At 69.7% G+C, this 24628-nt stretch carries 24 protein-coding genes; 20 read left to right on the forward strand and 4 right to left on the reverse strand.

The window, feature by feature from the left end:
- Positions 1-18: 18 nt before the first annotated feature.
- Together ACZ45T_RS07030 and ACZ45T_RS07035 are read left to right on the forward strand one after the other, a co-directional pair.
- Positions 19-915, forward strand: a complete 897-nt coding sequence (locus tag ACZ45T_RS07030) for a tRNA (adenine-N1)-methyltransferase (protein WP_468438288.1) — start codon at positions 19-21, stop codon at positions 913-915.
- A 209-nt stretch (positions 916-1124) separates the two neighbouring features.
- Positions 1125-1727, forward strand: coding sequence for a hypothetical protein (locus tag ACZ45T_RS07035; protein ID WP_468438290.1), 603 nt, complete (start codon positions 1125-1127; stop codon positions 1725-1727).
- A 4-nt stretch (positions 1728-1731) separates the two neighbouring features.
- On the opposite strand, the gene ACZ45T_RS07040 is transcribed toward ACZ45T_RS07035, so the two are convergent.
- Entirely contained in the window at positions 1732-2052 is a 321-nt protein-coding gene (locus tag ACZ45T_RS07040; protein ID WP_468438292.1) for a ferredoxin, read from the reverse strand.
- 264 nt (positions 2053-2316) lie between these two features.
- Between ACZ45T_RS07040 and arc the strand changes: the two genes are divergently transcribed.
- The 6 genes from arc (at position 2317) to prcA (ending at position 8487) form a co-directional block, all read left to right on the forward strand.
- Positions 2317-4083, forward strand: a complete 1767-nt coding sequence (gene arc, locus ACZ45T_RS07045) for a proteasome ATPase (protein WP_468438294.1) — start codon at positions 2317-2319, stop codon at positions 4081-4083.
- A 268-nt stretch (positions 4084-4351) separates the two neighbouring features.
- The gene (dop, locus tag ACZ45T_RS07050) at positions 4352-5863 is read left to right on the forward strand and encodes a depupylase/deamidase Dop (protein ID WP_468438296.1); all 1512 of its coding nucleotides are present in this window, start codon (positions 4352-4354) and stop codon (positions 5861-5863) included.
- A 183-nt stretch (positions 5864-6046) separates the two neighbouring features.
- Entirely contained in the window at positions 6047-6259 is a 213-nt protein-coding gene (locus ACZ45T_RS07055; RefSeq protein WP_030016348.1) for a ubiquitin-like protein Pup, read from the forward strand.
- 114 nt (positions 6260-6373) lie between these two features.
- Entirely contained in the window at positions 6374-6883 is a 510-nt protein-coding gene (locus tag ACZ45T_RS07060) for an endonuclease VII domain-containing protein (protein WP_468438298.1), read from the forward strand.
- Positions 6835-7674 (forward strand): proteasome subunit beta, encoded by an 840-nt coding sequence (gene prcB / locus ACZ45T_RS07065; RefSeq protein WP_468438300.1) that lies wholly within the window; start codon positions 6835-6837, stop codon positions 7672-7674. The genes ACZ45T_RS07060 and prcB overlap by 49 nt, the downstream gene beginning before the upstream one ends.
- A 48-nt stretch (positions 7675-7722) precedes the next feature.
- Positions 7723-8487 (forward strand): proteasome subunit alpha, encoded by a 765-nt coding sequence (prcA, locus tag ACZ45T_RS07070; protein WP_468438301.1) that lies wholly within the window; start codon positions 7723-7725, stop codon positions 8485-8487.
- Positions 8488-8546: 59 nt separating this feature from the next.
- Here the strand turns inward: prcA and ACZ45T_RS07075 are convergent, their stop codons facing one another.
- On the reverse strand, positions 8547-9545 hold the full coding sequence (locus ACZ45T_RS07075) for a LacI family DNA-binding transcriptional regulator (RefSeq protein WP_468438303.1): 999 nt from the start codon (positions 9543-9545) through the stop codon (positions 8547-8549).
- 135 nt (positions 9546-9680) lie between these two features.
- Between ACZ45T_RS07075 and ACZ45T_RS07080 the strand changes: the two genes are divergently transcribed.
- The 12 genes from ACZ45T_RS07080 to ACZ45T_RS07135 all read left to right on the forward strand — a co-directional run bounded on the left by ACZ45T_RS07080 (position 9681) and on the right by ACZ45T_RS07135 (position 21932).
- On the forward strand, positions 9681-10943 hold the full coding sequence (locus tag ACZ45T_RS07080; protein WP_468438304.1) for an MFS transporter: 1263 nt from the start codon (positions 9681-9683) through the stop codon (positions 10941-10943).
- Positions 10944-11059: 116 nt separating this feature from the next.
- On the forward strand, positions 11060-12421 hold the full coding sequence (gene pafA, locus ACZ45T_RS07085; RefSeq protein ID WP_030016332.1) for a Pup--protein ligase: 1362 nt from the start codon (positions 11060-11062) through the stop codon (positions 12419-12421).
- Positions 12422-12546: 125 nt separating this feature from the next.
- Positions 12547-13488, forward strand: a complete 942-nt coding sequence (locus ACZ45T_RS07090; RefSeq protein WP_468438306.1) for an FKBP-type peptidyl-prolyl cis-trans isomerase — start codon at positions 12547-12549, stop codon at positions 13486-13488.
- 28 nt (positions 13489-13516) lie between these two features.
- Complete coding sequence (locus tag ACZ45T_RS07095; RefSeq protein ID WP_361947788.1) at positions 13517-13912, forward strand: FKBP-type peptidyl-prolyl cis-trans isomerase; 396 nt, start codon at positions 13517-13519, stop codon at positions 13910-13912.
- A gap of 178 nt (positions 13913-14090) precedes the next feature.
- A complete protein-coding gene (locus ACZ45T_RS07100) occupies positions 14091-15047 on the forward strand; it encodes a helix-turn-helix transcriptional regulator (RefSeq protein WP_468438307.1) in 957 nt (318 codons plus the stop codon).
- A gap of 116 nt (positions 15048-15163) precedes the next feature.
- A complete protein-coding gene (locus tag ACZ45T_RS07105) occupies positions 15164-16132 on the forward strand; it encodes a helix-turn-helix transcriptional regulator (protein WP_468438309.1) in 969 nt (322 codons plus the stop codon).
- Positions 16133-16147: 15 nt separating this feature from the next.
- Positions 16148-16375, forward strand: a complete 228-nt coding sequence (locus ACZ45T_RS07110; RefSeq protein ID WP_468438310.1) for a hypothetical protein — start codon at positions 16148-16150, stop codon at positions 16373-16375.
- A gap of 73 nt (positions 16376-16448) precedes the next feature.
- Complete coding sequence (locus ACZ45T_RS07115) at positions 16449-16649, forward strand: hypothetical protein (RefSeq protein ID WP_360887566.1); 201 nt, start codon at positions 16449-16451, stop codon at positions 16647-16649.
- A gap of 167 nt (positions 16650-16816) precedes the next feature.
- Positions 16817-17113, forward strand: coding sequence for a Sec-independent protein translocase subunit TatA (gene tatA / locus ACZ45T_RS07120; protein WP_468438312.1), 297 nt, complete (start codon positions 16817-16819; stop codon positions 17111-17113).
- Between the two features lie 47 nt (positions 17114-17160).
- A complete protein-coding gene (gene tatC, locus ACZ45T_RS07125) occupies positions 17161-18117 on the forward strand; it encodes a twin-arginine translocase subunit TatC (RefSeq protein WP_468438314.1) in 957 nt (318 codons plus the stop codon).
- A 17-nt stretch (positions 18118-18134) separates the two neighbouring features.
- The gene (locus ACZ45T_RS07130) at positions 18135-19022 is read left to right on the forward strand and encodes a diacylglycerol kinase (RefSeq protein ID WP_468438316.1); all 888 of its coding nucleotides are present in this window, start codon (positions 18135-18137) and stop codon (positions 19020-19022) included.
- 69 nt (positions 19023-19091) lie between these two features.
- Entirely contained in the window at positions 19092-21932 is a 2841-nt protein-coding gene (locus ACZ45T_RS07135) for a DEAD/DEAH box helicase (RefSeq protein ID WP_468438318.1), read from the forward strand.
- Between the two features lie 18 nt (positions 21933-21950).
- Here ACZ45T_RS07135 and ACZ45T_RS07140 read toward each other — a convergent pair whose 3' ends face one another.
- Positions 21951-22919 carry an RluA family pseudouridine synthase gene (locus tag ACZ45T_RS07140; protein ID WP_468438320.1) on the reverse strand — a complete coding sequence of 323 codons (969 nt, stop codon included), beginning with the start codon at positions 22917-22919 and terminating at the stop codon, positions 21951-21953.
- A gap of 24 nt (positions 22920-22943) precedes the next feature.
- Complete coding sequence (locus tag ACZ45T_RS07145) at positions 22944-24479, reverse strand: serine hydrolase (RefSeq protein ID WP_468438322.1); 1536 nt, start codon at positions 24477-24479, stop codon at positions 22944-22946.
- Positions 24480-24628: the final 149 nt, after the last annotated feature.

Genomic DNA, 24628 nt, shown 5'->3' on the forward strand with positions numbered 1-24628 from the left:
AGCCAATACACTGGTCACATGTCCGAACCGACCGGTGCCGCCCGCCGACGCGGGCCCTTCAAGGTCGGGGACCAGGTTCAGCTCACCGACCCCAAGGGCCGCCACTACACGTTCACGCTCGAAGCCGGGAAGAATTTCCACACCCACAAGGGTTCCTTCCCGCACGACGAGCTGATCGGTGCTCCCGAGGGCAGTGTTGTCCGTACCACAGGCAACGTCGCGTACCTCGCGCTGCGCCCCCTGCTCCCCGACTATGTCCTGTCCATGCCCCGCGGTGCCGCCGTGGTCTACCCCAAGGACGCAGGCCAGATCCTGGCCTTCGCCGACATCTTCCCCGGCGCCCGCGTCGTCGAGGCAGGCGTGGGCTCCGGCTCCCTGAGCAGCTTCCTGCTGCGTGCCATCGGCGACCAGGGCATGCTCCACAGCTACGAACGCCGCGCGGACTTCGCCGAGATCGCCACCGCCAACGTCGAGCGCTACTTCGGAGGCCCGCACCCCGCGTGGCAGCTGACCGTCGGCGACCTCCAGGACAACCTGTCCGACACCGACGTCGACCGCGTGATCCTCGACATGCTCGCCCCCTGGGAGTGCCTGGAGGCCGTCTCCAAGTCACTGGTCCCCGGCGGCATCCTGTGCTGCTACGTGGCCACGACCACCCAGCTGTCCAAGACCGTCGAGTCCATCCGCGAGATCGGCTGCTTCGCCGAGCCGCAGCCGTGGGAATCGATGATCCGCAACTGGCACGTCGAAGGCCTCGCCGTCCGCCCGGACCACCGCATGATCGGCCACACCGGCTTCCTCGTCACCGCCCGCCGCCTCGCGGACGGCGTCGAACCCCCGATGCGCCGCCGCCGCCCCGCCAAGGGCGCCTACGGCGAGGACTACGACGGACCCGGCAGCGACCGCTCCGCGTAACCACCCGGCCGACCCAACACGACGGCGCTGTGGCGCAGTTCCCCGCACCAACCGGGAACTGCGCCACAGCGCCTTTTCGTTGTCCCCGTGTCGGCCCCCGCCGGGCCGGCCGCACCGGACCCGGCCGTTCCACCCCCATGTGAGGCGTGGCATGTGAGGTGTGGCACGATGCTGGCTCCCCGTCACCCTTCACACAGGAGACACCCCGCGTGCTGCACAGCCCCGCCGGGCCGGCCCCGGCACTGGACGACCTGGCACACAGCCACGCCCGGCCCCTCCACTGGCTCGCCACGGCCACCGCCATGGCCGCCGTCATAGCCACCGCGGGATTCATCCAGCCGGCCACCGGCACCACCGCCGCCGCGACCGCGGGAGAACCCGCCGCGAACGGCCCCCAGGCCACCGCCCCCGACCCCGCCGCGGTCACCTACCCCCTCGACTGCAAGGGCGCCCCACAGACCGTCACCGCCACCGCCACGGGCGACCTCGACGGCGACGGCCGCCCCGAGACCGTGGCCGCCGTCCGCTGCGAAGCCGGCTCCGGCACCCCGCCCCACGCGATCTACGTACTCACCCAGGACCGCACCGAAGGCTCCCGCCCCCGCGTCGTGGCCACCCTGCTCGACACCCCGCAACGCCAGACCGCCACCGAGCTCACCGTGCGCGACCGCGTCGTCACCGCAAACCTCCTCGGCTACTCCACACCCCAGGTCCCGCGCTGCTGCCCCGACAAGAAGCAGCTCGCCAAGTGGCGCTGGAGCGACGGAAAATTCCGCCAGGAGCTGACGGACTCAGCCGCCACGAGTGTTTGAAGCGTCACTCTGCGTCGGGACCGAAGACTTCCACCCTGTCCGAAACGCGCCTTACGTGAATACAGTCCCCCGGACACTCCTTGGCCGAGTCGACCACGTCCTGCAGCAGCGTCAACGGAACCGGAGTCGTCGCCCCCGCCTCCTGCAGCAGCTCGTCGTCCCCGCCCTTCACATACGCCAGACCATCGATGTCCAGCTCGAACACCTCGGGCGCGTACTGCGCGCAGATGCCGTCGCCGGTACAGAGGTCCTGGTCGATCCAGACCTCGAGCGGCTCCCCGGCCTCACCGACGACGCCCGCCGGAGCCTCCTGGTGCACGGTCATATCTCCTGCCGTTCCCTGCGCTGAGTGATCCATCCCGGTCACTACTCGCAGCAAGTCGCGCGAGCTCTGACGGGTGTTGAACAGTTCGACCTTACAACCGGCCGCTTCCCGAGTTTGATGGGTGGGTATTTCCTTGGCGTGAGGGAGTACGCAAGGGTGAAGATCGGACACACCCCTACCGTCTTTGTGATCTAGGGGTTTCAATCACCACCAGCCCAGGTAGGGTCAGGAAGCGTCCAGCTCCCCTTGGAGGAGGTGAGGACCGTGGCAGCCCACGACGACGACATCAACCGCGGCATCCGGCCCGGGCGAGGGTCTGAGGACCCCGCCGGCCAGGTTGCCTATCTCGAGCAGGAAATCGCCGTCCTGCGACGTAAGCTCGCCGACTCTCCGCGACACACGAGGATTCTCGAAGAGCGGATCGTCGAGCTGCAGACAAATCTGGCCGGCGTCTCCGCACAGAACGAACGACTCGCGAATACCCTCCGTGAGGCCCGCGACCAGATCGTGGCCCTCAAGGAAGAAGTGGACCGGCTCGCACAGCCGCCGGCCGGCTTCGGTGTCTTCCTGCAAGCGAACGAGGACGGCACCGTCGACATCTTCACCGGAGGCCGAAAGCTCCGCGTGAACGTGAGCCCCAGCGTCGACCCGGAAGACCTCCGGCGCGGCCAGGAGGTCATGCTCAACGAAGCGCTCAACGTGGTCGAAGCCATGGAATACGAGCGCGCCGGGGACATCGTCACCCTCAAGGAGATCCTCGAGGACGGCGAGCGCGCCCTGGTGGTCGGGCACACCGACGAGGAAAGGGTGGTGAGGCTCGCCGAGCCGCTCCTGGACATCACCATCCGCCCCGGCGACGCCCTGCTGCTCGAACCCCGCTCCGGCTACGTCTACGAAGTGGTCCCCAAGAGCGAAGTCGAAGACCTCGTCCTCGAAGAGGTCCCCGACATCGACTACGAGAAGATCGGCGGCCTGGGCGACCAGATCGAGCTGATCCGCGACGCGGTCGAGCTCCCCTACCTCTACCCCGACCTCTTCAAGGAACACGAACTCCGCCCGCCGAAGGGCATCCTGCTCTACGGCCCGCCCGGCTGCGGCAAGACGCTCATCGCCAAGGCCGTCGCCAACTCCCTTGCCAAGAAGGTCGCCGAGGTGACCGGACAGGCAGCCGGGAAGTCCTACTTCCTGAACATCAAGGGACCCGAGCTCCTCAACAAGTACGTCGGCGAGACCGAGCGGCACATCCGCCTCGTCTTCCAGCGTGCCCGCGAGAAGGCGAGCGAAGGCACCCCCGTCATCGTCTTCTTCGACGAGATGGAATCCCTCTTCCGCACCCGCGGATCCGGAGTCAGCTCGGACGTGGAGAACACCATCGTCCCCCAGCTGCTCGCCGAGATCGACGGCGTGGAAGGCCTGGAGAACGTCATCGTCATCGGCGCCTCCAACCGCGAGGACATGATCGACCCGGCCATCCTGCGCCCCGGCCGCCTCGACGTGAAGATCAAGATCGAGCGCCCGGACGCCGAGGCCGCGAAGGACATCTTCGCCAAGTACCTCAAGGCCTCCCTGCCCCTGCACACGGACGACCTGTCCGAACACCAGGGCTCCCCGGCCGGCACCGTCCACAGCATGATCCAGACCGTCGTCGAGCAGATGTACGCCGAAACCGAGGAGAACCGCTTCCTCGAGGTCACGTACGCCAACGGCGACAAGGAAGTCCTCTACTTCAAGGACTTCAACTCGGGCGCGATGATCCAGAACATCGTGGACCGTGCGAAGAAGATGGCCATCAAGGCCTTCCTCGAGCACAACCAGAAGGGCCTGCGCGTCTCCCACCTCCTCCAGGCTTGCGTGGACGAGTTCAAGGAGAACGAAGACCTGCCCAACACCACCAACCCGGACGACTGGGCCCGAATCTCCGGGAAGAAGGGCGAGCGGATCGTATTCATCCGCACCCTCGTCACCGGAAAGCAAGGCGCGGACACCGGACGCTCCATCGACACGGTGGCAAATACCGGCCAGTACCTCTGAGCGAGCGGAGCGGCTGCGGATGCCCTCCCCGGGCATCCGCAGCCGACTGCTTTACCGGCCGATTTTCAGCCGGTGACAAGGCAAATTCAATGACGGAAATGATCTCCCCACGAGCGCGATGTGGTTCTAGGCTCTTCCGTACCGCCGCCGAACGCGCAGTGCGGGGACGGACACCGCACAGAAAACAGGCACAGGCACGCGCACCGGAGCACCAGCGGTACTTGAGCGCCGCTCCCGAAGGGGAGCGCCGCCGGGCAAGGAGGGCCGCATGACCGTACGGCGAGTAATGGGGATCGAGACGGAGTACGGGATCTCCGTCCCGGGCCACCCGAACGCCAATGCCATGCTCACCTCGTCCCAGATCGTCAACGCCTACGCGGCGGCGATGCACCGGGCGCGCCGCGCCCGCTGGGACTTCGAGGAGGAGAACCCGCTGCGGGACGCCCGGGGCTTCGACCTCGCCCGCGAGGCCGCGGACAACAGCCAGCTGACCGACGAGGACATCGGCCTCGCCAACGTCATCCTCACGAACGGCGCACGGCTCTACGTCGACCACGCACACCCCGAATACAGCTCGCCCGAGATCACCAACCCGCTCGACGCCGTCCTCTGGGACAAGGCCGGCGAGCGGATCATGGCCGAGGCCGCCCTGCGCGCAGCCCAGCTGCCCGGCGCCCAGCCGATCCACCTCTACAAGAACAACACCGACAACAAGGGCGCCTCCTACGGCACGCACGAGAACTACCTGATGAAGCGGGAAACCCCCTTCTCGGAGATCGTGCGCCACCTGACCCCCTTCTTCGTCTCCCGCCTCGTCTTCACCGGCGCCGGCCGGGTCGGCATCGGCCAGGACGGCCGCGAGCACGGCTTCCAGATCAGCCAGCGCGCGGACTACTTCGAGGTCGAGGTCGGCCTGGAGACCACCCTCAAGCGCCCCATCATCAACACCCGGGACGAACCGCACTCCGACGCCGAGAAGTACCGCCGGCTCCACGTGATCATCGGAGACGCGAACCTCTCCGAGATCTCCACCTACCTGAAGCTGGGCACCACGGCCCTCGTCCTCTCCATGATCGAGGACGGCTTCATCAACGTCGACCTGGCCGTCGACCAGCCCGTACGCACCCTCCACCAGGTCTCCCACGACCCGGACCTGCACCACCTCATCACGCTGCGCAGCGGGCGCACGCTGACAGCCGTACAACTCCAGATGGAGTACTTCGAGCTGGCCAGGAAGTACGTGGACGAGCGTTTCGGCTCCGACGCGGACGAGCAGACCAAGGACGTGCTGGCCCGCTGGGAGGACGTCCTCGGCCGGCTGGAGACCGACCCGATGAGCCTGTCGGGAGAGCTGGACTGGATCGCCAAGCGGGAGATCCTGGAGGGCTACCGGCGCCGTGACGGGCTGGGCTGGGACGCGGCACGGCTGCACCTGGTGGACCTCCAGTACGCGGACGTACGGCCGGAGAAGGGCCTGTACAACCGCCTGGTGGCCCGCGGCAAGATGAAGCGGCTGGTGGAAGAGCCGGCGGTGGAGCGGGCCCAGAGCAAGCCGCCCGAGGACACCCGGGCGTACTTCCGCGGCCGCTGCCTCGAGCAGTACGCGGACGACGTGGCCGCGGCCTCCTGGGACTCGGTGATCTTCGACCTCCCGGGCCGCGACTCGCTCCAGCGGGTCCCGACGCTGGAACCCCTGCGGGGGACGCGGAACCACGTGAAGGAGCTCCTGGACCGCTGCCGCACGGCGGAGGACCTGGTGCGGGTTCTTTCGGGACAGTGAGTGGGCCTTCGGGGCCTGAAAGGGCCCCGGTCCGGGAATCATGAAGAGAACCGGACGTTATGAAAGTGCGGGGACGAATGTCGGACCCTCCTTGTAGGGTCCGACGTAGGGTCTGATCTTGAGAGATCCCGAATCCCGGGGTCTCTCGACATGAGCGTGCGAACCGAGCGGGGTGAGGTAGACATGGCGACCAAGGACACCGGCGGCGGACAGCAGAAGGCGACGCGCTCGACCGAGGAGGTCGAGGAGGCGGCGGTCGAGGAATCGACCGACCTCAAGGAGCGCCAGGAAAAGCTCTCCGACGACGTCGACTCCGTACTTGACGAGATTGACGATGTACTCGAAGAGAACGCCGAGGACTTCGTTCGAAGCTTCGTTCAAAAAGGCGGCCAGTAGCCTTCGAATCGAAGGTGAGGGGTGGGGTGGATGCCCGGAAGGGCAGGGTCGAAGCGCTGTGTGCGGTGCGGTGAAGAGCGGCCGCGCGCAGCCTTCGGTATCAAGCGGTCGAACATGGATGGCCTGCAGAGGCACTGCCGGGATTGCGCTACGAGGTACCACCTCAAGGCGCCGTCGGCGGAGGCGAGGACGGACCGTCCGTGTGCGGACTTGCCCGAGGGGCACAAGCTCTGCACACGCTGCGGGGAGGTCAAGCCGCACTCCGAGTATCACCGCAAGGCATCCGCCTCCGATGGTCTCAATACGCGCTGCAAGGCTTGCCGGGCCGTCGACGGTCGGGCAGGTCACCTCAAGCGTAAGTACGGAATCACCGAGGCCGAGCGTGACCAGATGATCGCCGATCAAGGTGGTCTCTGCTGCCTCTGCCTCCGGGCCCCGGCCGTGCATGTGGATCACTGCCACAAGACGGGTAGGGTCCGTGGCGTACTTTGCTTCAACTGCAACACGGGCCTTGGCCTATTGAAGGAAAACCCCGACCGCATTCTTCGGGCGGCCGAATACCTGGAAGGAAACCTGTGGAACCCAACACTCGTAGCACAGGGCGTCTACCGGCAGCCTTCCTGACGCCGGGGTCGTCGTCCTTCATGGACTTCCTGGGCGCGCACTCGCCCGAGATGCTGCCCGGCAACCGCAAGCTGCCGGAGGGCGTCATCGAGGCGCCGCATGGGACGACCATCGTCGCGGCCACCTTCCCCGGTGGGGTCGTGCTCGCCGGTGACCGGCGGGCGACCATGGGGAACATGATCGCGCAGCGGGACATCGAGAAGGTGTTCCCGGCCGACGAGTACTCCGCCGTCGGCATCGCCGGTACGGCCGGCCTGGCCGTGGAGATGGTGAAGCTGTTCCAGCTGGAGCTGGAGCACTTCGAGAAGGTGGAGGGGACGACCCTTTCGCTGGAAGGCAAGGCGAACCGGCTGTCCACCATGATCCGGAGCAATCTGGGCATGGCGATGCAGGGGCTGGCCGTCGTGCCGCTGTTCGCGGGGTACGACGAGGCCAAGGAGAAGGGCCGGATCTTCTCCTACGACGTGACCGGCGGCCGCTCCGAGGAGCACGGCTTCGCCGCCACCGGTTCCGGTTCGATCTTCGCCCGCGGTTCCATGAAGAAGCTGTACCGCGACGACCTGACGGAGCAGCAGGCCACCACCCTGGTCGTGCAGGCCCTGTACGACGCCGCCGACGACGACTCGGCGACCGGTGGCCCGGACCTGTACCGCCGGATCTTCCCGATCGTCACCGTCATCACCGACGAGGGCTTCCGCAGGCTCAGCGAGGCCGAGTCCTCGGAGCTCGCCCGCGCCATCACCGAACGGCGCATGGAGCAGCCCGACGGCCCGCGCGCCGCTCTGCTCTGACCATTCGTCGCCCCGCGTAGGAGCCCAGAAGAAAGGGACGGACAGCCGGTGTCGACTCCGTTCTATGTGTCACCCCAGCAGGCCATGGCCGACCGGGCGGAATACGCCCGGAAGGGCATCGCCCGCGGTCGCAGCCTTGTCGTGCTGCAGTATGCCGACGGCATCGTGTTCGTCGGTGAGAACCCGTCCCGTGCGCTGCACAAGTTCAGCGAGATCTATGACCGGATCGGCTTCGCGGCCGCCGGTAAGTACAACGAGTACGAGAACCTGCGGATCGGTGGTGTGCGGTACGCGGATCTGCGTGGATACACCTATGACCGTGATGATGTGACGGCCCGTGGGCTGGCGAACGTGTACGCGCAGACGCTCGGAACGATCTTCTCCAGTGCGGGGGAGAAGCCGTACGAGGTGGAGCTGGTCGTGGCGGAGGTCGGTGCGACCGCGGCCGGGGATCAGATCTATCGGCTTCCTCATGACGGGTCGATCGTGGACGAGCACGGTTCGGTCGCGGTCGGTGGCAATGCCGAGCAGATCAGTACGTTCCTGGATCAGCGTCATCGGGACGGGATGACCCTGCCCGATGCGTTGAAGCTGGCGGTGCAGGCGTTGTCGAGTCAGGCCAATGGTGCTGACAAGACGATTCCGGCGGAGCGTCTTGAGGTGGCGGTGCTGGACCGGACGCGGGCGCAGCAGCGGAAGTTCAAGCGGATTCGTGGCCGGCAGCTGTCGCGGTTGCTGGAGGCTGATGTTCCGGCGGCGGCGCAGGCGGATGCCGTGTCGAATGACGAGGCGCCGGAGGACGACGCCGAGTAGGACCTCGTAGGTAGCGGAGCCCCGGTTCGCCGTTCGCGGTGGGCCGGGGCTTCGTCGTGTCAGTGGGCCGGGGCCGGGCCGGTGGAGTCGCGGACGACGAGTTCGACGGGGATGTCGGGGGCGGTCCAGGGGGTGCCGTCGAGGACGGTGAGGAGGGCGGTCATGCCTTGTTCGCCGACGCGTTCGGCGGGGAGGTGGACGGTGGTGAGTTCGGGTTCGACGGCGGTGGCGAGGGCGAGGTCGTCGAAGCCGGTGACGGAGAGGTCTTCGGGGATGCGCAGGCCGAGGCGGCGGGCGGCTTTGCAGGCGCCGGCGGCGAGGATGTCGTCGTCGCAGACGATGGCGGTGGGTCGGTCGTGGGGGGTGGCGAGGGCGGTTTCCATGACCGTGCGGGCGCCGTCGACGGTGAGGGGGGAGCGTACGGTGCGGAGCTCGGTGTGGGGGCCCAGGAGGGTGGTCAGGGCTTCGGCTCGGGTGTCGAAGGTCCAGGAGTCGACGGCGGAGGCGAGGTGGAGGAAGCGTCGGTGGCCGAGTGCGAGGAGGTGTTCGGTGACCTGGCGCATGCCGTCGGCCATGGCGAGGTTGACGTGGGCGGCGGCGTTGCCGGCGGTGGGGTCGCTGTCGAGCATGACGAGGGGGAGGGTGTCGCCGCCGATGGCGTGGAGGGCGTCGGCGGCCATGGAGGAGGCGATGACTCCGTCGAGGGCGGCGCTGGCGGAGGCGAAGGGGTCGCGGGCGGGGCCGGTGCCGTCGGGGGAGGGGTAGAGGACGACGCCGAAGCCGTGTTCGGCGGCGATGCGGGCGGCGCCGGTGTAGACGCGGGCGAAGAATTCGTTGGTGAGGGCGGGGACGACGAGGAGGGCGGTGCGGGTGGAGCCGAGGCGGAGGTTGCGGGCGGCGAGGTTGGGGCGGTAGCCGAGTCGGGTGGCGGTTTCGCGGACGTGGGTGGCGGTGCGTTCGGAGACGCGGCCGGGCCATTTGTCGCCGAGGACGAGGGAGACGGTGGCCTGGGAGACCCCGGCGGCGGTGGCCACGTCGCGGCTGGTGGGTCTCGTCACAGGGGGCTCCTGGAGTGCGGGGTCGTGGGTGCTGGGCGGGTCCGTGGGGTGGACCCGTGGACTGCGGCCATGGTACGTATGACGGGTCAAGTTATACGTATTACCCCGGCGGGATCCGGGCAGAAGGGGGCGGACATGGCCGCGGGATACGCGGAGCTGCTGGGGACCCGGCACGCCGCGAGGCTGCTGGTGGGCACGCTGATAGGCCGGCTGCCCAATGCGGTGGCGCCGATCGCGATCGTGCTGTTCACGCGTGCGGAGGGGGGCAGCTACACCCTCGCGGGGGCGCTGGCCGCGGCGTACGGGGTGGCCAACGCGGTGGGTCAGCCGCTGCTGGGCCGGGCGGTGGACCTGTTCGGGCAGCCGCGGGTGCAGTTGCCGGCGGCGGTGGTCTCGGCGCTGGGCATGGTGTGGCTGGCGTTGTCGGGTACCGGGTCGGTGGTGGCCGCTTATGCCGCGGTGGTGGTGGCGGGGCTGTTCACGCCGCCGCTGGAGGGCGGGCTGCGGGCGCTGTGGCCGAGTGTGCTGGGCGGGCGCGAGGAGAAGGTGCACGCGGCGTACGCGATGGACGCGGTGGCCCAGGAGGTCATGTTCACGGTCGGTCCGCTGCTGGTGACGCTGTTCGTGGCGTTGTGGTCGCCCGCGGGGGCGTTGGTGGCGCTCAATGCGATCGGGGTGCTGGGCGCGCTGTCGGTGGTGGTCAGTGAGCCGTCCCGGCGGTGGCGTTCTGCGCCGCGGGAGGCGCACTGGCTGGGGGCGCTGCGTTCGCGCGGGCTGCTGGCGTTGCTGGGTGCGTTCTTCTTCGTGGGTACGGCGCTGGGTTCGATCACGGTGGCGGGTGTGGCGTACGCGGATGATCACGGGGACCAGGCGGTGTACGGCTGGCTGATGGCGGCGCTGGGGCTGGGCGCGTTGATCGGTGGTGTGTTCTACGGTGCGCGTCAGTGGGCGGGTGCGCCGGAGCGGCGGCTGCGGTTGCTGGTGGCGTTGCTCGCGGTCTGTTATCTGCCGTTGATGCTGACGCCGGGGCCGGTGGCGATGACGGCTCTGGCGGCGCTTTCGGGTGTGTTCCTGGCGCCTGCTCTGGCGTGTGCGTTCATCGTGGTGGACCGGCATGCTCCGGCGGGGACGGTGACGGAGGCGTTCTCGTGGCTGGTGACGTTCTTCGGGGTGGGTGCGGCGATCGGTACGGCGGTGGCGGGTCCGGCGGTGGAGCTGGGTGGTACGGCGGCGAGCTTCGGGGTGGCGAGTGTGGCGGGGGGTGCGGCGCTGCTGGTTCTGATGGTCACTCAGCGGGTGATGGCAACTCCGGGCAGGAGCGGCGCGGTGGCGGGTTCGGCTGAGGGGGTGTCGGACGGTGTCCGTGAGGCGCCGTCCGGGGCCTCTTCGGCGGGCTGAGCCGGGGGGCTTCTGGGGCCGGCTTCCGGGCTGGTTCCCGGCCGTTCTTCGGAACTGATCGAAACGGCGCTCCCGAACCCGGTTTCAGAAGAGGGCAGAAGGCGTAATGTTCAGTCATGGACCGCCGCATTTTCGGGCTGGAGAACGAGTACGGCGTCACGTGCACGTTCAGGGGACAGCGCCGACTGTCTCCTGACGAAGTGGCGCGCTACCTCTTCCGCCGTGTTGTGTCATGGGGCCGCAGCAGCAATGTCTTCCTGCGGAACGGCGCCCGTCTGTACCTCGACGTGGGTTCGCATCCGGAATATGCAACTCCCGAATGCGACAACGTGACCGAACTGGTCACGCACGACAAAGCAGGCGAGCGCATTCTCGAAGGACTGCTCGTCGATGCCGAACGACGCCTGCACGAGGAGGGAATCGCGGGCGACGTCTATCTCTTCAAGAACAACACCGACTCGGCGGGCAACTCGTACGGCTGCCACGAGAACTACCTGGTGGCCCGGCACGGGGAATTCTCCCGCCTGGCGGACATTCTCATTCCGTTCCTCGTCACGCGGCAGTTGATCTGCGGCGCGGGCAAGGTGCTGCAGACCCCCCGGGGCGCGGTCTACTGCGTGAGTCAGCGTGCCGAGCACATCTGGGAGGGTGTCAGCTCGGCCACGACGCGTTCGCGGCCGATCATCAACACCCGGGACGAGCCGCACGCGGACGCCGAGCGTTACCGGCGGCTGCACGTGATCGTCGGGGACTCGAACATGTCCGAGACGACCATGCTGCTCAAGGTCGGGGCCACCGATCTGGTGCTGCGCATGATCGAGGCGGGTACGGTGATGCGGGACCTGACCCTGGAGAACCCGATCCGGGCGATCCGGGAGGTCAGCCACGACATCACGGGTCAGCGCAAGGTGCGTCTGGCGAGTGGCCGGGAGGCTTCGGCGCTGGAGATCCAGCGGGAGTACTACGACAAGGCGGTGGATTTCGCCGAGCGCCGGGGGATCCGTACCGGCGTGGTGGACCAGGTGCTGGAGCTGTGGGGTCGCACGCTCGACGCGATCGACGCGGAGGATCTGGACCGGATCGGGACCGAGATCGACTGGGTCATGAAGTACCAGCTGATCGAGCGGTACCGGGCCAAGCACAACATGACCATGTCGAATCCGCGGGTGGCTCAGATAGACCTCGCCTATCACGACATCCACCGTCGTCGGGGGCTGTACTACCTGCTGGAGCGCAAGGGGCAGGCGGCGCGGATCTGCAACGACCTGAAGATCTTCGAGGGCAAGTCGGTGCCTCCGCAGACGACGCGGGCGCGGCTGCGCGGTGACTTCATCCGCCGGGCGCAGGAGCAGCGGCGGGACTTCACGGTGGACTGGGTGCACCTGAAGCTCAATGATCAGGCGCAGCGGACGGTGCTGTGCAAGGACCCGTTCCGGTCGGTGGACGACCGGGTGGAGAAGCTGATCGCCGGCATGTAGGACCGGCAGAGGACCCGCAATGTGACATCGCACTCTCACCAGGGCCCCGTACGTCTCTCGTACGGGGCCCTGTGCACGGCTTAGAGTGGCGGCGACCGCCTTGCCGTCTGAGATCTGAGGAACACGTGCGCCGACTTGCCGGCCTGCTGGTCGTACCCCTGCTGCTGCTGACGACAGCAGCGTGTGGAGACGACAGCGGCTCCGACTCCGCCCAGATGAAGAACGGGGTGCCCGCCATCACCAAGGGCGCCAAGTTCGGGGAGACGCCCACCCTGTCGAAGGGGAAGGGCGAGCCGCCCAAGGAGCTGAAGGTGGTGACCATCAGCGAGGGCACCGGGCAGGTGCTGAAGAAGAACGACATCGCGCAGGTCAATTACCTCGGCCAGGTGTGGGACGGCAAGGCGCCGTTCGACCAGAGCTTCGGCAAGCCCGCGCCGTTCGACCTCACGATCGGCGCCGGCGCCGTCATCAAGGGCTGGGACCAGGGCCTGGAGGGCCAGAAGGTCGGCAGCCGTGTCGAGCTGGTGATCCCGCCGGAGCTCGGCTACGGCGCGCAGGGTTCGGGCGAGAAGATCAAGCCGAACGCCACGCTGGTCTTCGTCGTGGACATCCTCAAGGGCGCGACCGTCCCGGCTTCGGCCACGGGCAAGGAAGTCGCCCAGGACAACAAGGACCTGCCCAAGGTCGGTACGAACACGGACGGCAAGGAAGTCTCCGTGACCGTCCCGAAGGACACCGCCGAGCCGGCCAAGCTGGTCTCGAGCTACGTCCTGGAGGGTGACGGCGCGGTGGTGAAGGACACCGACACCGTCGTGGTGAAGTTCAACGGCAAGACGTGGAAGGACGACAAGACCTTCGAGAGCACGTACAGCACCGATCAGACGGTCACCTGGCCGCTCAAGGAGCTCTCGGTCGCGGGCCTGAAGGACGGCCTGGTCGGCAAGAAGGCCGGCAGTCGCATCCTGCTGGTCATCCCGCCGGACCAGGGCTTCGGTGACAAGGAGCAGGGGACCATCCCGGCGAAGTCGACGCTGGTCTTCAGCCTCGACATCCTCGCGGTGATGTAAGACTGTTCCGGTTGACCGGTTCGTACGTATGAGGAGCAGTTCCGTGAGCGACAAGCTCGAGAAGCCCGAGATCGACTTCCCCGAGGGTCCGGTTCCGACCGACCTGGTCAAGGAGGACATCTGGCTGGGCGACGGCGCCGAGGCCAAGGCCGGCGACAGGGTCTCCGTCCACTACGTGGGCGTGGCCTTCTCCACCGGTGAGGAGTTCGACGCCTCCTGGAACCGCGGTTCCGCGCTGCAGTTCCAGCTCGGTGTCGGCCAGGTCATCGCCGGCTGGGACCAGGGTGTCCAGGGCATGAAGGTCGGTGGCCGTCGCAAGCTGACGATCCCCGCCCACCTCGCCTACGGTGACCGCGGCGCGGGCGGTGCGATCGCCCCGGGCGAGACGCTGATCTTCGTCTGCGACCTCGTCAAGGTCGGCTGATCCGGACATCCGCGATCAGTGGAGGGGCCCCCGCCGTCCGGCGGGGGCCCCTCGCTTTTGTCCGGGCGCGCCGGGGCGGTACGGTCAACGGTCACGGGTACGTCCGCCAGTGGTGGCGGCCCGCGCACGGTGTGACGGTCCGACGGATGTGTACGCGGAGAAGGGCGGAAGGGCGTCGATGGCGATTGCCAAGGCCGAGCGGCTGATGAATCTGGCGCTGTGTCTGCTGGGGACCCGCCGGCCGCTCAGCAAGCGCGAGTTGCGCGGTTCCATCGAGGCCTACATGGAGGCCGGCAACGACGAGTCCTTCAACCGCATGTTCGAGCGGGACAAGGACGATCTGCGCGAACTCGGCCTGGTCATCGAGACGGTGGAGAACCTGGAGGGCGAAACCGGCTATCTGGCCCGCCGGGACAGCAACCGGCTGCCTCCCGTCTCCCTGGACGCCGAGGAGGCCGCGGCCCTGGGGCTGGCGGCCAAGGTCTGGCAGCAGGCGCGTCTCGCGGGGGCGGCCAGTGGCGCCCTGCAGAAGCTGCGCGCGGGCGGGATGCCGGAGGCGGGGGACCCGTACGAGGGGCAGCACAGTGCCATCGAGCCGCGCATCCCGGTCCACGAGGCGGCCTTCGAGCCGCTGATGCTGGCCTGCCGGGACCGCCGGCCGGTGATCTTCGACTACCGCAAGTCCACCGCGGCCCGGCCCGAGACCCGTCAGGTGGAGCCGTGGGCGCTGGAGTGCTGGCGCGGCCACTGGTACCTGGCCGGCTACGACCGCGACCGCGGGGCGGAGCGGGTGTTCCGGCTCTCCCGGATCACCGGCAAGGTCCGCTCGCGGGCGGCGAAGTACACCGCGGAGGTGCCCGACGTGGTGACCGTACGGGAGACCGTGGCGAGCTGGGCCGGGGAGAGCGCGGACCGCTCCGCGCTGATCAGGCTGCGGGCCGGGGCGGGTTATCCGCTGCGGGCCAAGGCCACGGCGGTGCGTGAGGGCGGGGACGGCTGGGACGAGCTGGAGATCCCGTACGGGCACGGGCTGGACGCCTGGCTGGTGGAGTTCGGGCCCGACGTCGTGGTGGTCGGGCCCGCCGACCTCCGGGCGGACGTGGTGGACCGGCTGCGGGCCGTCGCCGGGGTCTGACCGGTTCGACAGGGCTCCCTGCGGTCCGCCGGCGCACCGTCCGGCGGCCGCACGGGCCGCACCATCTGAGATTCGCGACATCCACAAGACGTGCCCTGAGGGGGAGACGTACCAGCATGGCTGCCAACGCCATCGACCAGACCCGCCGGATGCTGTCCCTGGTGACGTATCTGCGCGAGCGCCCCGGAGCGCACGTCGCCGACGTCGCGCGCGCGTTCGGGATCACCGAGGACGAGCTGATCTCGGACCTCGACGTGCTGCCCATGTGCGGGACCAGCTTCCGCGGCGGGGACCTGCTCGACATCGACACCGACGGGGAGCGGATCTGGTGGCGCAATCCCGACGCATCGGGTGAGTCCACCGCCGAGCCGCTGCGGCTGGCCGCCGACGAGGCGACCGCGCTGCTGGTCGCCGCCCGTGCGGTGGCGACCCTGCCCGGGCTGCGCGAGGGCGACCGGGACGCGCTGCTGCGGGCCACCGCGAAGCTGGAGGCGGCCGCGGGCGAGGTGGCCGGGGCCAGCTCCCGGCTGTCGGTGACCTTCGAGTCCGAGGGCGGGGTCTTCGCGGACGTCGACCGGGCCATCGCGGAGCGCCGGCGGCTGTGGCTGCGCTACTACTCGCCCGCGCGGGACGAGCTCACCGAGCGCAAGGTCGATCCGATCCGGCTGTTCGCGGTGGGGCACACGTACATGGAGGGGTGGTGCCACCTCTCCGAGGCGCGGCGCACCTTCCGCCTCGACCGGGTCGCCGAGATCCGGCTGCTGGACGAGCGGGCCGAGCCGCCCGCCATCGAGCCGCGCGATCTGTCCGAGGGGCTGGTCCAGCCCGCCGCCGAGGACCCGGAGGTCGTGGTCGAGGTGGGGCCGGGCGGCCGGTGGGTCGCCGAGTATTACCCGCACGACAGTGCGGAGGAGCTGGCCGAGGGGGGCCTGCGGATCACGCTGCGCAGCCCGGACCCGGCCTCGCTGCGCCGGCTCGCGCTGCGGCTGGGGCGCGAGGGGCGGATCGTGGTTCCCGCCGAGCTGGCGGAGAGTGCGCGCAGCGCCGCGCGGGAAGCATTGGCGGGGTACGGGGAACAGGTCTGAGGGGAGCAGTGGTCGATGTCGCCAAGCTACGGGTCCGTCGCCTTCAAGGCGGCCTGTCCCGACTGCCGGGCCCGCTTCGAGCTGGACGCGGGTGCCCTGCGGCTGGTCATCGGCGGCAGCCGGCGGACCACCTTCTACTCCTTCACCTGTCCCGAGTGCGGCGCGGCCGTACGCAAGCCGGCCGGTGAGCGCATCGTGGAGCTGCTGACCGGCGGTGGTGTGAGCACCCTGCGCAGCATCTGACCCCGGGGGCGGGCGGGGCGGGCGGGGGCGGGCGGAACGTCGGGGCCGTGCGGACAGCGGCTAGGCTCGGCTCATGCTGTGGCCGATGTTCGCAATTGCCCTCGGGTTCCTCTCAGTCGCCGTGCTCGCCGTCCTGGCCGCTCGGGTCTACGTGGAGGTACGCCGACTCTCCGTGCAGGTCGGGCAGGCCAGCCGCCGGATCGGGGACGCCTCGGGGGACCTTGAGCGGGCCGCGGCCGATCTGGCCCGGGCGGGCCGCGACGTGCGTCCTTAGAACGGGACGAATCCGTGTGACGGGGGCATGAACACGCGTGTTCTCGTCAAGCCGGAAGACGCCGGGGGATTGCCGGGCGTTAACCACCTGGGGTTACGATCCTCGGTAGAGACCGTCCCAGGCGCCCGTCGGGTGTGCAGTGAACCTCGCAGCAAAGGAAGATACCTATGTTCGGCAACCTCAGGGGTTGGGAAATCTTCGTCATTCTCGGGGTCATCATCCTGCTGTTCGGCGCGAAGAAGCTCCCGGACATGGCCCGCTCCCTCGGCAAGTCGGCCCGCATCCTCAAGAGCGAGGCCAAGGCCATGAAGAAGGACGGCGAGGGTGACGACGCTGCCGCCGCCGCTCCCGCCGCGGACCAGTCCGCTCAGCAGCCCGTCGCCCCGCGCACCATCCAGGCCGCGCCCGGTGACGTCACGAGCTCCCGGCCGGTGAGCGAGCCGAACCGCACCGCCCAGGGCTGACACCAGCCGTACGCGCCAGTCATCTGCAACGAGACAAGGGACGTGGGTTGCTCAAGTCTGCCCGCAAGCAGGGGAAAGCGGACAAGGACGCCGAAGGGCGGATGCCTCTTGTCGAGCACCTGCGTGAGCTGAGAAACCGTCTGCTGAAGTCGGTCCTGGCGATCCTCCTGATCACCGTGGTGTCGGCCTTCTTCTACAAGGACCTCATCGACTTCATGCTGAAGCCGATGCTGGACTCGGTCGGCTGCACCGACGGAGTGGTCTCGCAGCGCAACGGCAAGCCCTGCGCCGACATGACCGTGAACGGCCTCATCGCGCCGTTCTCGATCGCCCTGAAGGTCTCCCTCACCGCCGGCGTGGTGCTCTCCGCGCCGGTGTGGCTCTACCAGCTGTGGGCCTTCACCGCCCCCGGCCTGCACAGTCACGAGAAGAAGTACGCGATGAGCTTCGTCGCGGTCGGCGCGCCGCTGTTCGGCGCCGGCGCGGTGCTCGCGTACAAGATCCTCCCGCAGACGGCGACGGTCCTCCTCGACTTCACTCCCGAGCACGCGCGCAACCTGCTGCCGGTCGACGACTACCTCGACCTCATCACCCGCATGGTCGTCGTCTTCGGCCTGGCCTTCGAGCTGCCGCTGCTGCTGATCCTGCTGAACTTCACCGGCGTCCTGACCGCGAAGCGGCTGGGTGGCTGGTGGCGCGGCATGGTCCTCGGCATCACGATCTTCTCCGCGTTCGCCACGCCCACCGGTGACCCGCTGACGATGCTGTCGCTGGCCCTCCCGATCGTGGCCCTCTACTTCATCGCGCTCGGCATCTGCCTGGTCAACGACCGCAGGCGGGGGCGCAACGACCCCGACGCGGGGCTGGACGACGACGAGGCCTCCGAGCTGGACCTCACGCCGGCGCCGATCGGTCACATGGAAGCCGTCGCGGCCCCCGCGGCGCTGCCCGGGCAGGCCGACGGCGGCCGTCAGCGGATCAACGGTTACGACGACGCGACCTGACAGGTACATTCCGGTGGGTGAGCTCTGAGATCACCCTCTTCGTCAATCCCACCGCCGGACGCGGCCGGGGCGCGTACGCCGCGCAGCCGGCCGCTTCCGCGTTGCGGGCGGCGGGCTTCTCGGTGAGAACCGTCGTCGGTACCGACGCGGGCGACGCGCTGGCCCGCCTGAACGCCGTGGTCCGCGAGGGCACCGGCGCGGTGCTCGCGGTGGGCGGCGACGGGGTGGTCTCCCTGGCGTTGCAGGCCCTGGCGGGGACCCCGGTGCCGCTCGGCGTGGTCGCGGTGGGCACCGGCAACGACTTCGCGCGGGCGCTGGGGCTGCCCGTACGGGACCCGGCGCGGGCGGGGCGGATGGCCGCCGGCGCCCTGAAGGAGGGCCGGATCCGGGACGTCGACCTGGGGCGGGTGGGTGCCACGTGGTACGGGACCGTGCTGGCCTCGGGCTTCGACTCGCGGGTCAACGACCGGGGCAACCGGATGCGGCTGCCGGCCGGCCGCTTCAAGTACGACCTGGCGATGATCGCGGAGCTGGCCGCCTTCCGGCCGGTCCCCTACCGGATCACCCTGGACGACGGCCCGGTGATCGAGACGGAGGCCACGCTGGTGGCCGTCGGCAACGGGTCCTCCTACGGCGGCGGCATGCGCATCTGCGCGGAGGCGGTCCCCCACGACGGGCTCTTCGACATCACGGTGGTCGGCGACTGCAGCCGGACCACGCTGCTCAAGGTCTTCCCGCGGGTCTACAAGGGGACGCACCTGAGCCACCCGAAGGTGAGCGTCCACCGGGCGCGCAAGGTCACCCTGGAGGCGGCCGGGCTGACCGCCTACGCGGACGGAGAGCCGCTGGGGCCGCTGCCGGTGACCGCGGAATGCGTTCCGGGGGCGGTCCAGATCCTGTTCTAGCCCGTATCTCCCAGCCCGCTTAAATGATCGCGACTGTTGTCAGAGGTGGCGGGTAGGCTCGATCTCAAGATGACCGAAGAACTCTCACCCGCCGAGCGGTACGCCGCTGCCCGGATCCGCGCCGCCGAAGAGGCCTCTGCCCTGGCCCCCTTCCGCGAGATGTACGAATTCGATCTGGACCCGTACCAGGTCGAGGCCTGCAAGGCACTGGAGGCCGGCAAGGGCGTCCTCGTCGCCGCCCCGACGGGCTCGGGCAAGACGATCGTCGGCGAGTTCGCCGTGCACCTGGCCCTCCAGCAGGGCCGCAAGTGCTTCTACACGACGCCGATCAAGGCCCTGTCGAACCAGAAGTACGCCGACCTCGTCAAGCGCTACGGCGCCGACAAGGTGGGCCTGCTGACCGGTGACAACAGCGTCAACTCCGAGGCGCCGGTGGTCGTGATGACCACCGAGGTGCTCCGCAACATGCTCTACGCGGGCTCGCAGTCGCTGCTGGGCCTCGGCTACGTCGTGATGGACGAGGTCCACTACCTCTCCGACCGGTTCCGCGGAGCCGTCTGGGAGGAAGTGATCATCCACCTCCCCGAGTCGGTGACCCTGGTCTCCCTGTCGGCCACCGTGTCCAACGCCGAGGAGTTCGGCGACTGGCTGGACACCGTGCGCGGGGACACCGAGGTGATCGTCTCCGAGGAGCGGCCCGTACCGCTGTGGCAGCACGTCATGGCCGGCCGCCGGATCTACGACCTCTTCGAGGAGGAGTCCGACCACGGAGGCCGCGGCTCCGCGCGCCGGGAGGTCAATCCCGACCTGCTGCGCATGGCGCGCGAGGAGAACAGCCGCACGTACAGCCCGAAGGACCGGCGGCGCGGCAAGATGGTCCGCGAGGCCGACCGCGAGCGCGAGCGGCGCTCCCGTGGCCGGATCTGGACCCCGTCCCGCCCCGAGGTCATCGCCCGTCTCGACGGCGACGGGCTGCTGCCCGCGATCAACTTCATCTTCAGCCGGGCCGGCTGCGAGGCCGCGGTCCAGCAGTGCCTGTTCGCGGGCCTGCGGCTCAACGACGAATCGGCGCGCTTGAGGGTCCGCGAGATCGTCGAGGCGCGGACCTCCTCCATCCCCACCGAGGACCTGCACGTCCTCGGGTACTACGAGTGGCTCGAAGGCCTGGAGCGGGGCATCGCCGCGCACCACGCGGGCATGCTGCCCACCTTCAAGGAGGTCGTGGAGGAGCTGTTCGTCCGCGGCCTGGTCAAGGCCGTCTTCGCCACCGAGACCCTGGCGCTGGGCATCAACATGCCCGCGCGCACGGTGATCCTGGAGAAGCTCGTCAAGTGGAACGGCGAGCAGCACGCCGACATCACCCCCGGCGAGTACACGCAGCTGACCGGCCGGGCCGGGCGGCGCGGCATCGACGTCGAGGGCCACGCGGTGGTGCTCTGGCAGCGGGGCATGGACCCGGCGGGTCTCGCCGGGCTCGCGGGTACCCGTACGTATCCGCTGCGCTCCAGCTTCAAGCCCTCGTACAACATGGCCGTGAACCTGGTCAGCCAGTTCGGGCGGCACCGCTCGCGCGAACTGCTGGAGACCTCCTTCGCGCAGTTCCAGGCCGACCGCTCGGTCGTCGGGATCTCGCGGCAGGTGCAGCGCAACGAGGAGGGCCTGGAGGGCTACCTGGAGGGCATGACCTGCCACCTGGGGAACTTCGAGGAGTACGCGCAGCTGCGCCGCGACCTCAAGGACCGTGAGACGGACCTGGCCAAGCAGGGCGCGGCCCAGCGCCGGGTGCAGGCGGCCAGCTCCCTGGAGAAGCTCAAGCCGGGCGACATCATCCACGTGCCGACGGGCAAGTTCGCCGGGCTCGCGCTGGTCCTGGACCCGGGCGTGCCGGCCGGGCGGGTCAACGGGCACCGCGGCTACGAGTACGCGGAGGGCCCGCGCCCGCTGGTGCTCACCGCCGAGCGGCAGGTCAAGCGGCTCGCCGCGATCGACTTCCCGGTCCCGGTCGAGGCCCTGGACCGGATGCGGATCCCCAAGACCTTCAACGCGCGCTCGCCGCAGTCCCGCCGGGACCTGGCGTCCCAGCTGCGGACCAAGGCCGGGCACATCACGCCCGAGCGGCGCACCCGCGGCCGGGCCGCGGCCGCCGACGACCGCGAGATCACCCGGCTGCGCGCCGAGCTGCGGGCGCATCCCTGCCACGGCTGCGACGAGCGGGAGGACCACGCCCGCTGGGCGGAGCGCTACCACCGGCTCAAGCGGGACACCCTGCAGCTGGAGCGGCGCATCGAGGGCCGGACGAACACCATCGCCCGTACCTTCGACCGGATCCACGCGCTCCTCACCGAGCTGGACTACCTGCGCGAGGACGAGGTCACCGTGCACGGCAAGCGGCTCGCCCGGCTGTACGGGGAGCTCGACCTGCTGGCCTCCGAGTGTCTGCGCGCCAAGGTGTGGGAGGGCTTGAGCCCGGCCGAACTGGCGGCGTGCGTCTCGGCGTTGGTCTTCGAGGCGCGGCAGTCCGACGACGCGGTCGCACCGAAGGTGCCCGGTGGCGCGGCGAAGGCGGCGCTGGGCGAGATGGTCCGCATCTGGGGCCGGCTCGACGCGCTGGAGGAGGAGCACCGCATCAACCAGGCGGAGGGCGTGGGCCAGCGCGAGCCGGATCTCGGCTTCGCGTGGGCGGCGTACCAGTGGGCCTCCGACAAGAGCCTGGACGAGGTGCTGCGCGAGGCGGAGATGCCGGCCGGTGACTTCGTGCGCTGGTGCAAGCAGGTCATCGACGTGCTCGGGCAGATCGCGGCGGCCGCGCCCTCGTCCTCCGGGGAGAGCGGGAGCACGGTGGCGAAGAACGCCCGTAAGGCCGTGGACGCGCTGCTTCGGGGTGTGGTGGCCTACAGCTCGGTCGGCTAGCGCCTTTGGTGTCGCCTCCTAGGGGGTGTCCGGCCCCGCTTCCCAGCCGGCGCGGTCGTGCCAGGCCTGGAGGGTGCGGCCGCTCTCGAAGCGGTGCGCGGCTCCGGTGACCGGGTCGGTGAACGCCAGGACCCGGGCCAGGAGTTGCAGGGGGCTGCGGTAGTCGTCCGGGGCCGGATCGGTGACCCGCGGATAGACCGGATCGCCGAGGATCGGCAGGCCGAGGCTGTTCATGTGCACCCGCAGCTGGTGGGTGCGGCCGGTGTGCGGGGTCAGCCGGTAGCGGCCCAGGCCGCCCCGGGCCTCGATGAGTTCGACCAGGCTCTCCGCGTTGGGTTCACCGCCGGGGACCTCGGCCGCCGCGATGACCCCGCGGGCCTTCTCGATGCGGCTGCGGACCGTGCGCGGCAGGGCGAGCGCCGGATCGTGGGGCGCGAGGGCCTCGTACTCCTTGTGCACCTCGCGCCGCTGGAAGAGGAGCTGGTACGCGCCGCGGTCCTCGGGCCGGATGCTGAACATCACCAGCCCCGCCGTCAGCCGGTCCAGGCGGTGCGCCGGGCTGAGCGCGGGCAGGTCCAGCTCCTCGCGGAGCCGGGCCAGGGCGGTCTGGGTGATGTGGCTGCCGCGCGGGGTGGTCGCCAGGAAGTGCGGCTTGTCCACGACCAGCAGGTGCGGGTCCCGGTGGACGACGCGGACCGCGAAGGGCACCGGCGGCTCGGGCTCCATGTCCCGGTGGAACCACAGGAAGCCGCCCGGCTCGTACGGGTCCCGCGCGTGCACGACCCGCCCGCCCGGGCCGAGGACCCGGCCGGCGGCCAGCAGGTGCGCGATGGACCGCGCGCCGCGGGTGCCGGCGTAGCGCGCGGTGAGGTAGCTGCCGAGATCCGGCCACTGCCCGTCCGGGTCGGGCGGCAGGCGCAGCCGGACCGGGTCGATTCCGGCGCGCTGCGGGAGGGGCGAGGGGGGTGGCTGGGCTCTGCGTCTCATCGGGGACAGGCTATGCGGACACCCCTACTGCTGGGTGAAGGTGCCCAGGTGGTTCGCATCGAGGGACTCGACGCGGACCGTGCCGTCTGCGAAGGTCACGCCGGTGCGGCCGGCCGCCATCTCGCCGGTGGTCTCGAAGCTGAAGGTGTCGCCGTCGTAGTGGGTGAGCGGGAAGAGCATCGGCTTCGGGCCGAGGGCGAGGGTCAGCGCGCCCTTGTCGTCGGCCGTCACGGTCGCCTTGCCGTAGTACGGGTTGTCGTAGGTGCCGGTGTAGGCGGCGCTGTCCTTGGCGGGCTTGGCGGAGGCGGGCGGGTGGGCGTAGTCGGTGGGGGACCGGGCCTCGTCGACCTCCTTCGCGTAGACGGACGCGAGCAGGGGCAGCCAGTCGGTCGTGGCCTTGCCGTGCTGGGCGACGTCCAAGAAATCGAGGGCGACGGCGTCGGCCAGGCCGACGGGGGCGCCGTTGGTGAGGACGACGATGCCGAGCTTCTCCAGGGGGAGCATCGTGACGTTGGCGTTGGTACCGAGTTCGAAGGCGCCGGAGTGGCTCAGGCGCAGCCGGCCGGAGTCGTCGTAGGACACGTTCCAGCCGAGGCCGTAGAAGCCGGCGCGGCCGGTGGGGGAGGTGGGCGGCTGCGAGACGATCTCGGGAACGTGCGTGCGGGCGAGTGTGGCGGCGGGGATGATCCGCTTGCCGTCGAGGGTGCCGTCGGCCAGTTGGAGCCGCAGCCAGCGGGACATGTCGCGGGCGGTGGAACTGACGCCGCCGGCGGGGGCCTGGGCGTCCGGGTCGCGGACGTAGCGGGGGCTCCAGGTGCCGTCCGGGTTCTTGACGTGGGTGGCCGCGTGGTCGGGGGCGTTGACGTAGGCGGAGAACTCGGTGCTGGTGTGGGTCATGCCGGCGGGCTTGAAGAGGGTGTCCGCGCTGAGCTTCTGCCAGCTGGTGCCCTTGGCGCGGGCGACGGCCTCGGCGGCGGCGGTGAGGCCGGAGTTGGTGTAGGCGTAGCTCGCGCGGAAGGGGGTGAGGGGCTCCAGGCGCAGGTGGTCGAAGATGTACGACTGGTCGTAGCCGAGGTCTTCGAGGAGGTCGCCGGCGTGGTCGGGCAGGCCGCTGCGGTGGGAGAACAGGTCGGCGGTCGTGACGTGGTCGGTGACCCAGGGGTCCTTGAAGGCGAAGCCGGGGAGGGTGACGTGACGGTCCCACTCGTCGGGGGTGGTGAAGGCGCCGGCGATGACGGTGGAGGAGACGGGCTTGGAGACGGAGGCGATCTGGAAGACGGTGTCGGGGCCGACCTTGGCGGGCTCGCCGGTGCGGCGGACGCCGAAGCCCTTGAGGTGGACCACCTCGTCGTCGTGGACGACGGCCACCGAGACACCGGGGACGCCGGTGCGGCGCATCATGTCCGTGACGGTCTGGTCGAGGCGGGCCAGGGCCTTGTCGATGGCCTCGTCGCTGATCGACGGCTTGGGCGGAGGCGGGGGGCTGGGGGCGGCCGTTGCCCCGGCGGTGGCCAGCAGTACCGCGGCCCCGGCTGCGGCGAGCGTGCGGAGCGTACGCATGGGGTCATTGTCCCGCCGGGAGGCTGGGAGCGCGCGGGGGCGGTGCGGCGCCGCTCCTGGGGCTCCGCCCCAGACCCCGCGCCTCAAACGCCGGCGGGGCTATATTTCAGCCCCGGCGGTGGTTGGGGGGCGGGGGGGCGGGGGGAGGG

This window comes from Streptomyces sp. NPDC030995 (genome assembly GCF_055571215.1).

Bases quoted from the DNA above. Each gene is read 5' to 3' on its own strand.
- ACZ45T_RS07030 (WP_468438288.1), top strand. From the start codon at position 19: ATGTCCGAACCGACCGGTGCCGCCCGCCGACGCGGGCCCTTCAAGGTC.
- ACZ45T_RS07040 (WP_468438292.1), bottom strand. From the start codon at position 2,052: ATGACCGTGCACCAGGAGGCTCCGGCGGGCGTCGTCGGTGAGGCCGGG.
- dop (WP_468438296.1), top strand. From the start codon at position 4,352: ATGACCGTACGGCGAGTAATGGGGATCGAGACGGAGTACGGGATCTCC.
- ACZ45T_RS07055 (WP_030016348.1), top strand. From the start codon at position 6,047: ATGGCGACCAAGGACACCGGCGGCGGACAGCAGAAGGCGACGCGCTCG.
- ACZ45T_RS07060 (WP_468438298.1), top strand. From the start codon at position 6,374: ATGGATGGCCTGCAGAGGCACTGCCGGGATTGCGCTACGAGGTACCAC.
- ACZ45T_RS07080 (WP_468438304.1), top strand. From the start codon at position 9,681: ATGGCCGCGGGATACGCGGAGCTGCTGGGGACCCGGCACGCCGCGAGG.
- pafA (WP_030016332.1), top strand. From the start codon at position 11,060: ATGGACCGCCGCATTTTCGGGCTGGAGAACGAGTACGGCGTCACGTGC.
- ACZ45T_RS07095 (WP_361947788.1), top strand. From the start codon at position 13,517: ATGAGGAGCAGTTCCGTGAGCGACAAGCTCGAGAAGCCCGAGATCGAC.
- ACZ45T_RS07100 (WP_468438307.1), top strand. From the start codon at position 14,091: ATGGCGATTGCCAAGGCCGAGCGGCTGATGAATCTGGCGCTGTGTCTG.
- ACZ45T_RS07105 (WP_468438309.1), top strand. From the start codon at position 15,164: ATGGCTGCCAACGCCATCGACCAGACCCGCCGGATGCTGTCCCTGGTG.
- ACZ45T_RS07110 (WP_468438310.1), top strand. From the start codon at position 16,148: ATGTCGCCAAGCTACGGGTCCGTCGCCTTCAAGGCGGCCTGTCCCGAC.
- ACZ45T_RS07115 (WP_360887566.1), top strand. From the start codon at position 16,449: ATGCTGTGGCCGATGTTCGCAATTGCCCTCGGGTTCCTCTCAGTCGCC.
- tatA (WP_468438312.1), top strand. From the start codon at position 16,817: ATGTTCGGCAACCTCAGGGGTTGGGAAATCTTCGTCATTCTCGGGGTC.
- ACZ45T_RS07135 (WP_468438318.1), top strand. From the start codon at position 19,092: ATGACCGAAGAACTCTCACCCGCCGAGCGGTACGCCGCTGCCCGGATC.
- ACZ45T_RS07140 (WP_468438320.1), bottom strand. From the start codon at position 22,919: ATGAGACGCAGAGCCCAGCCACCCCCCTCGCCCCTCCCGCAGCGCGCC.
- ACZ45T_RS07145 (WP_468438322.1), bottom strand. From the start codon at position 24,479: ATGCGTACGCTCCGCACGCTCGCCGCAGCCGGGGCCGCGGTACTGCTG.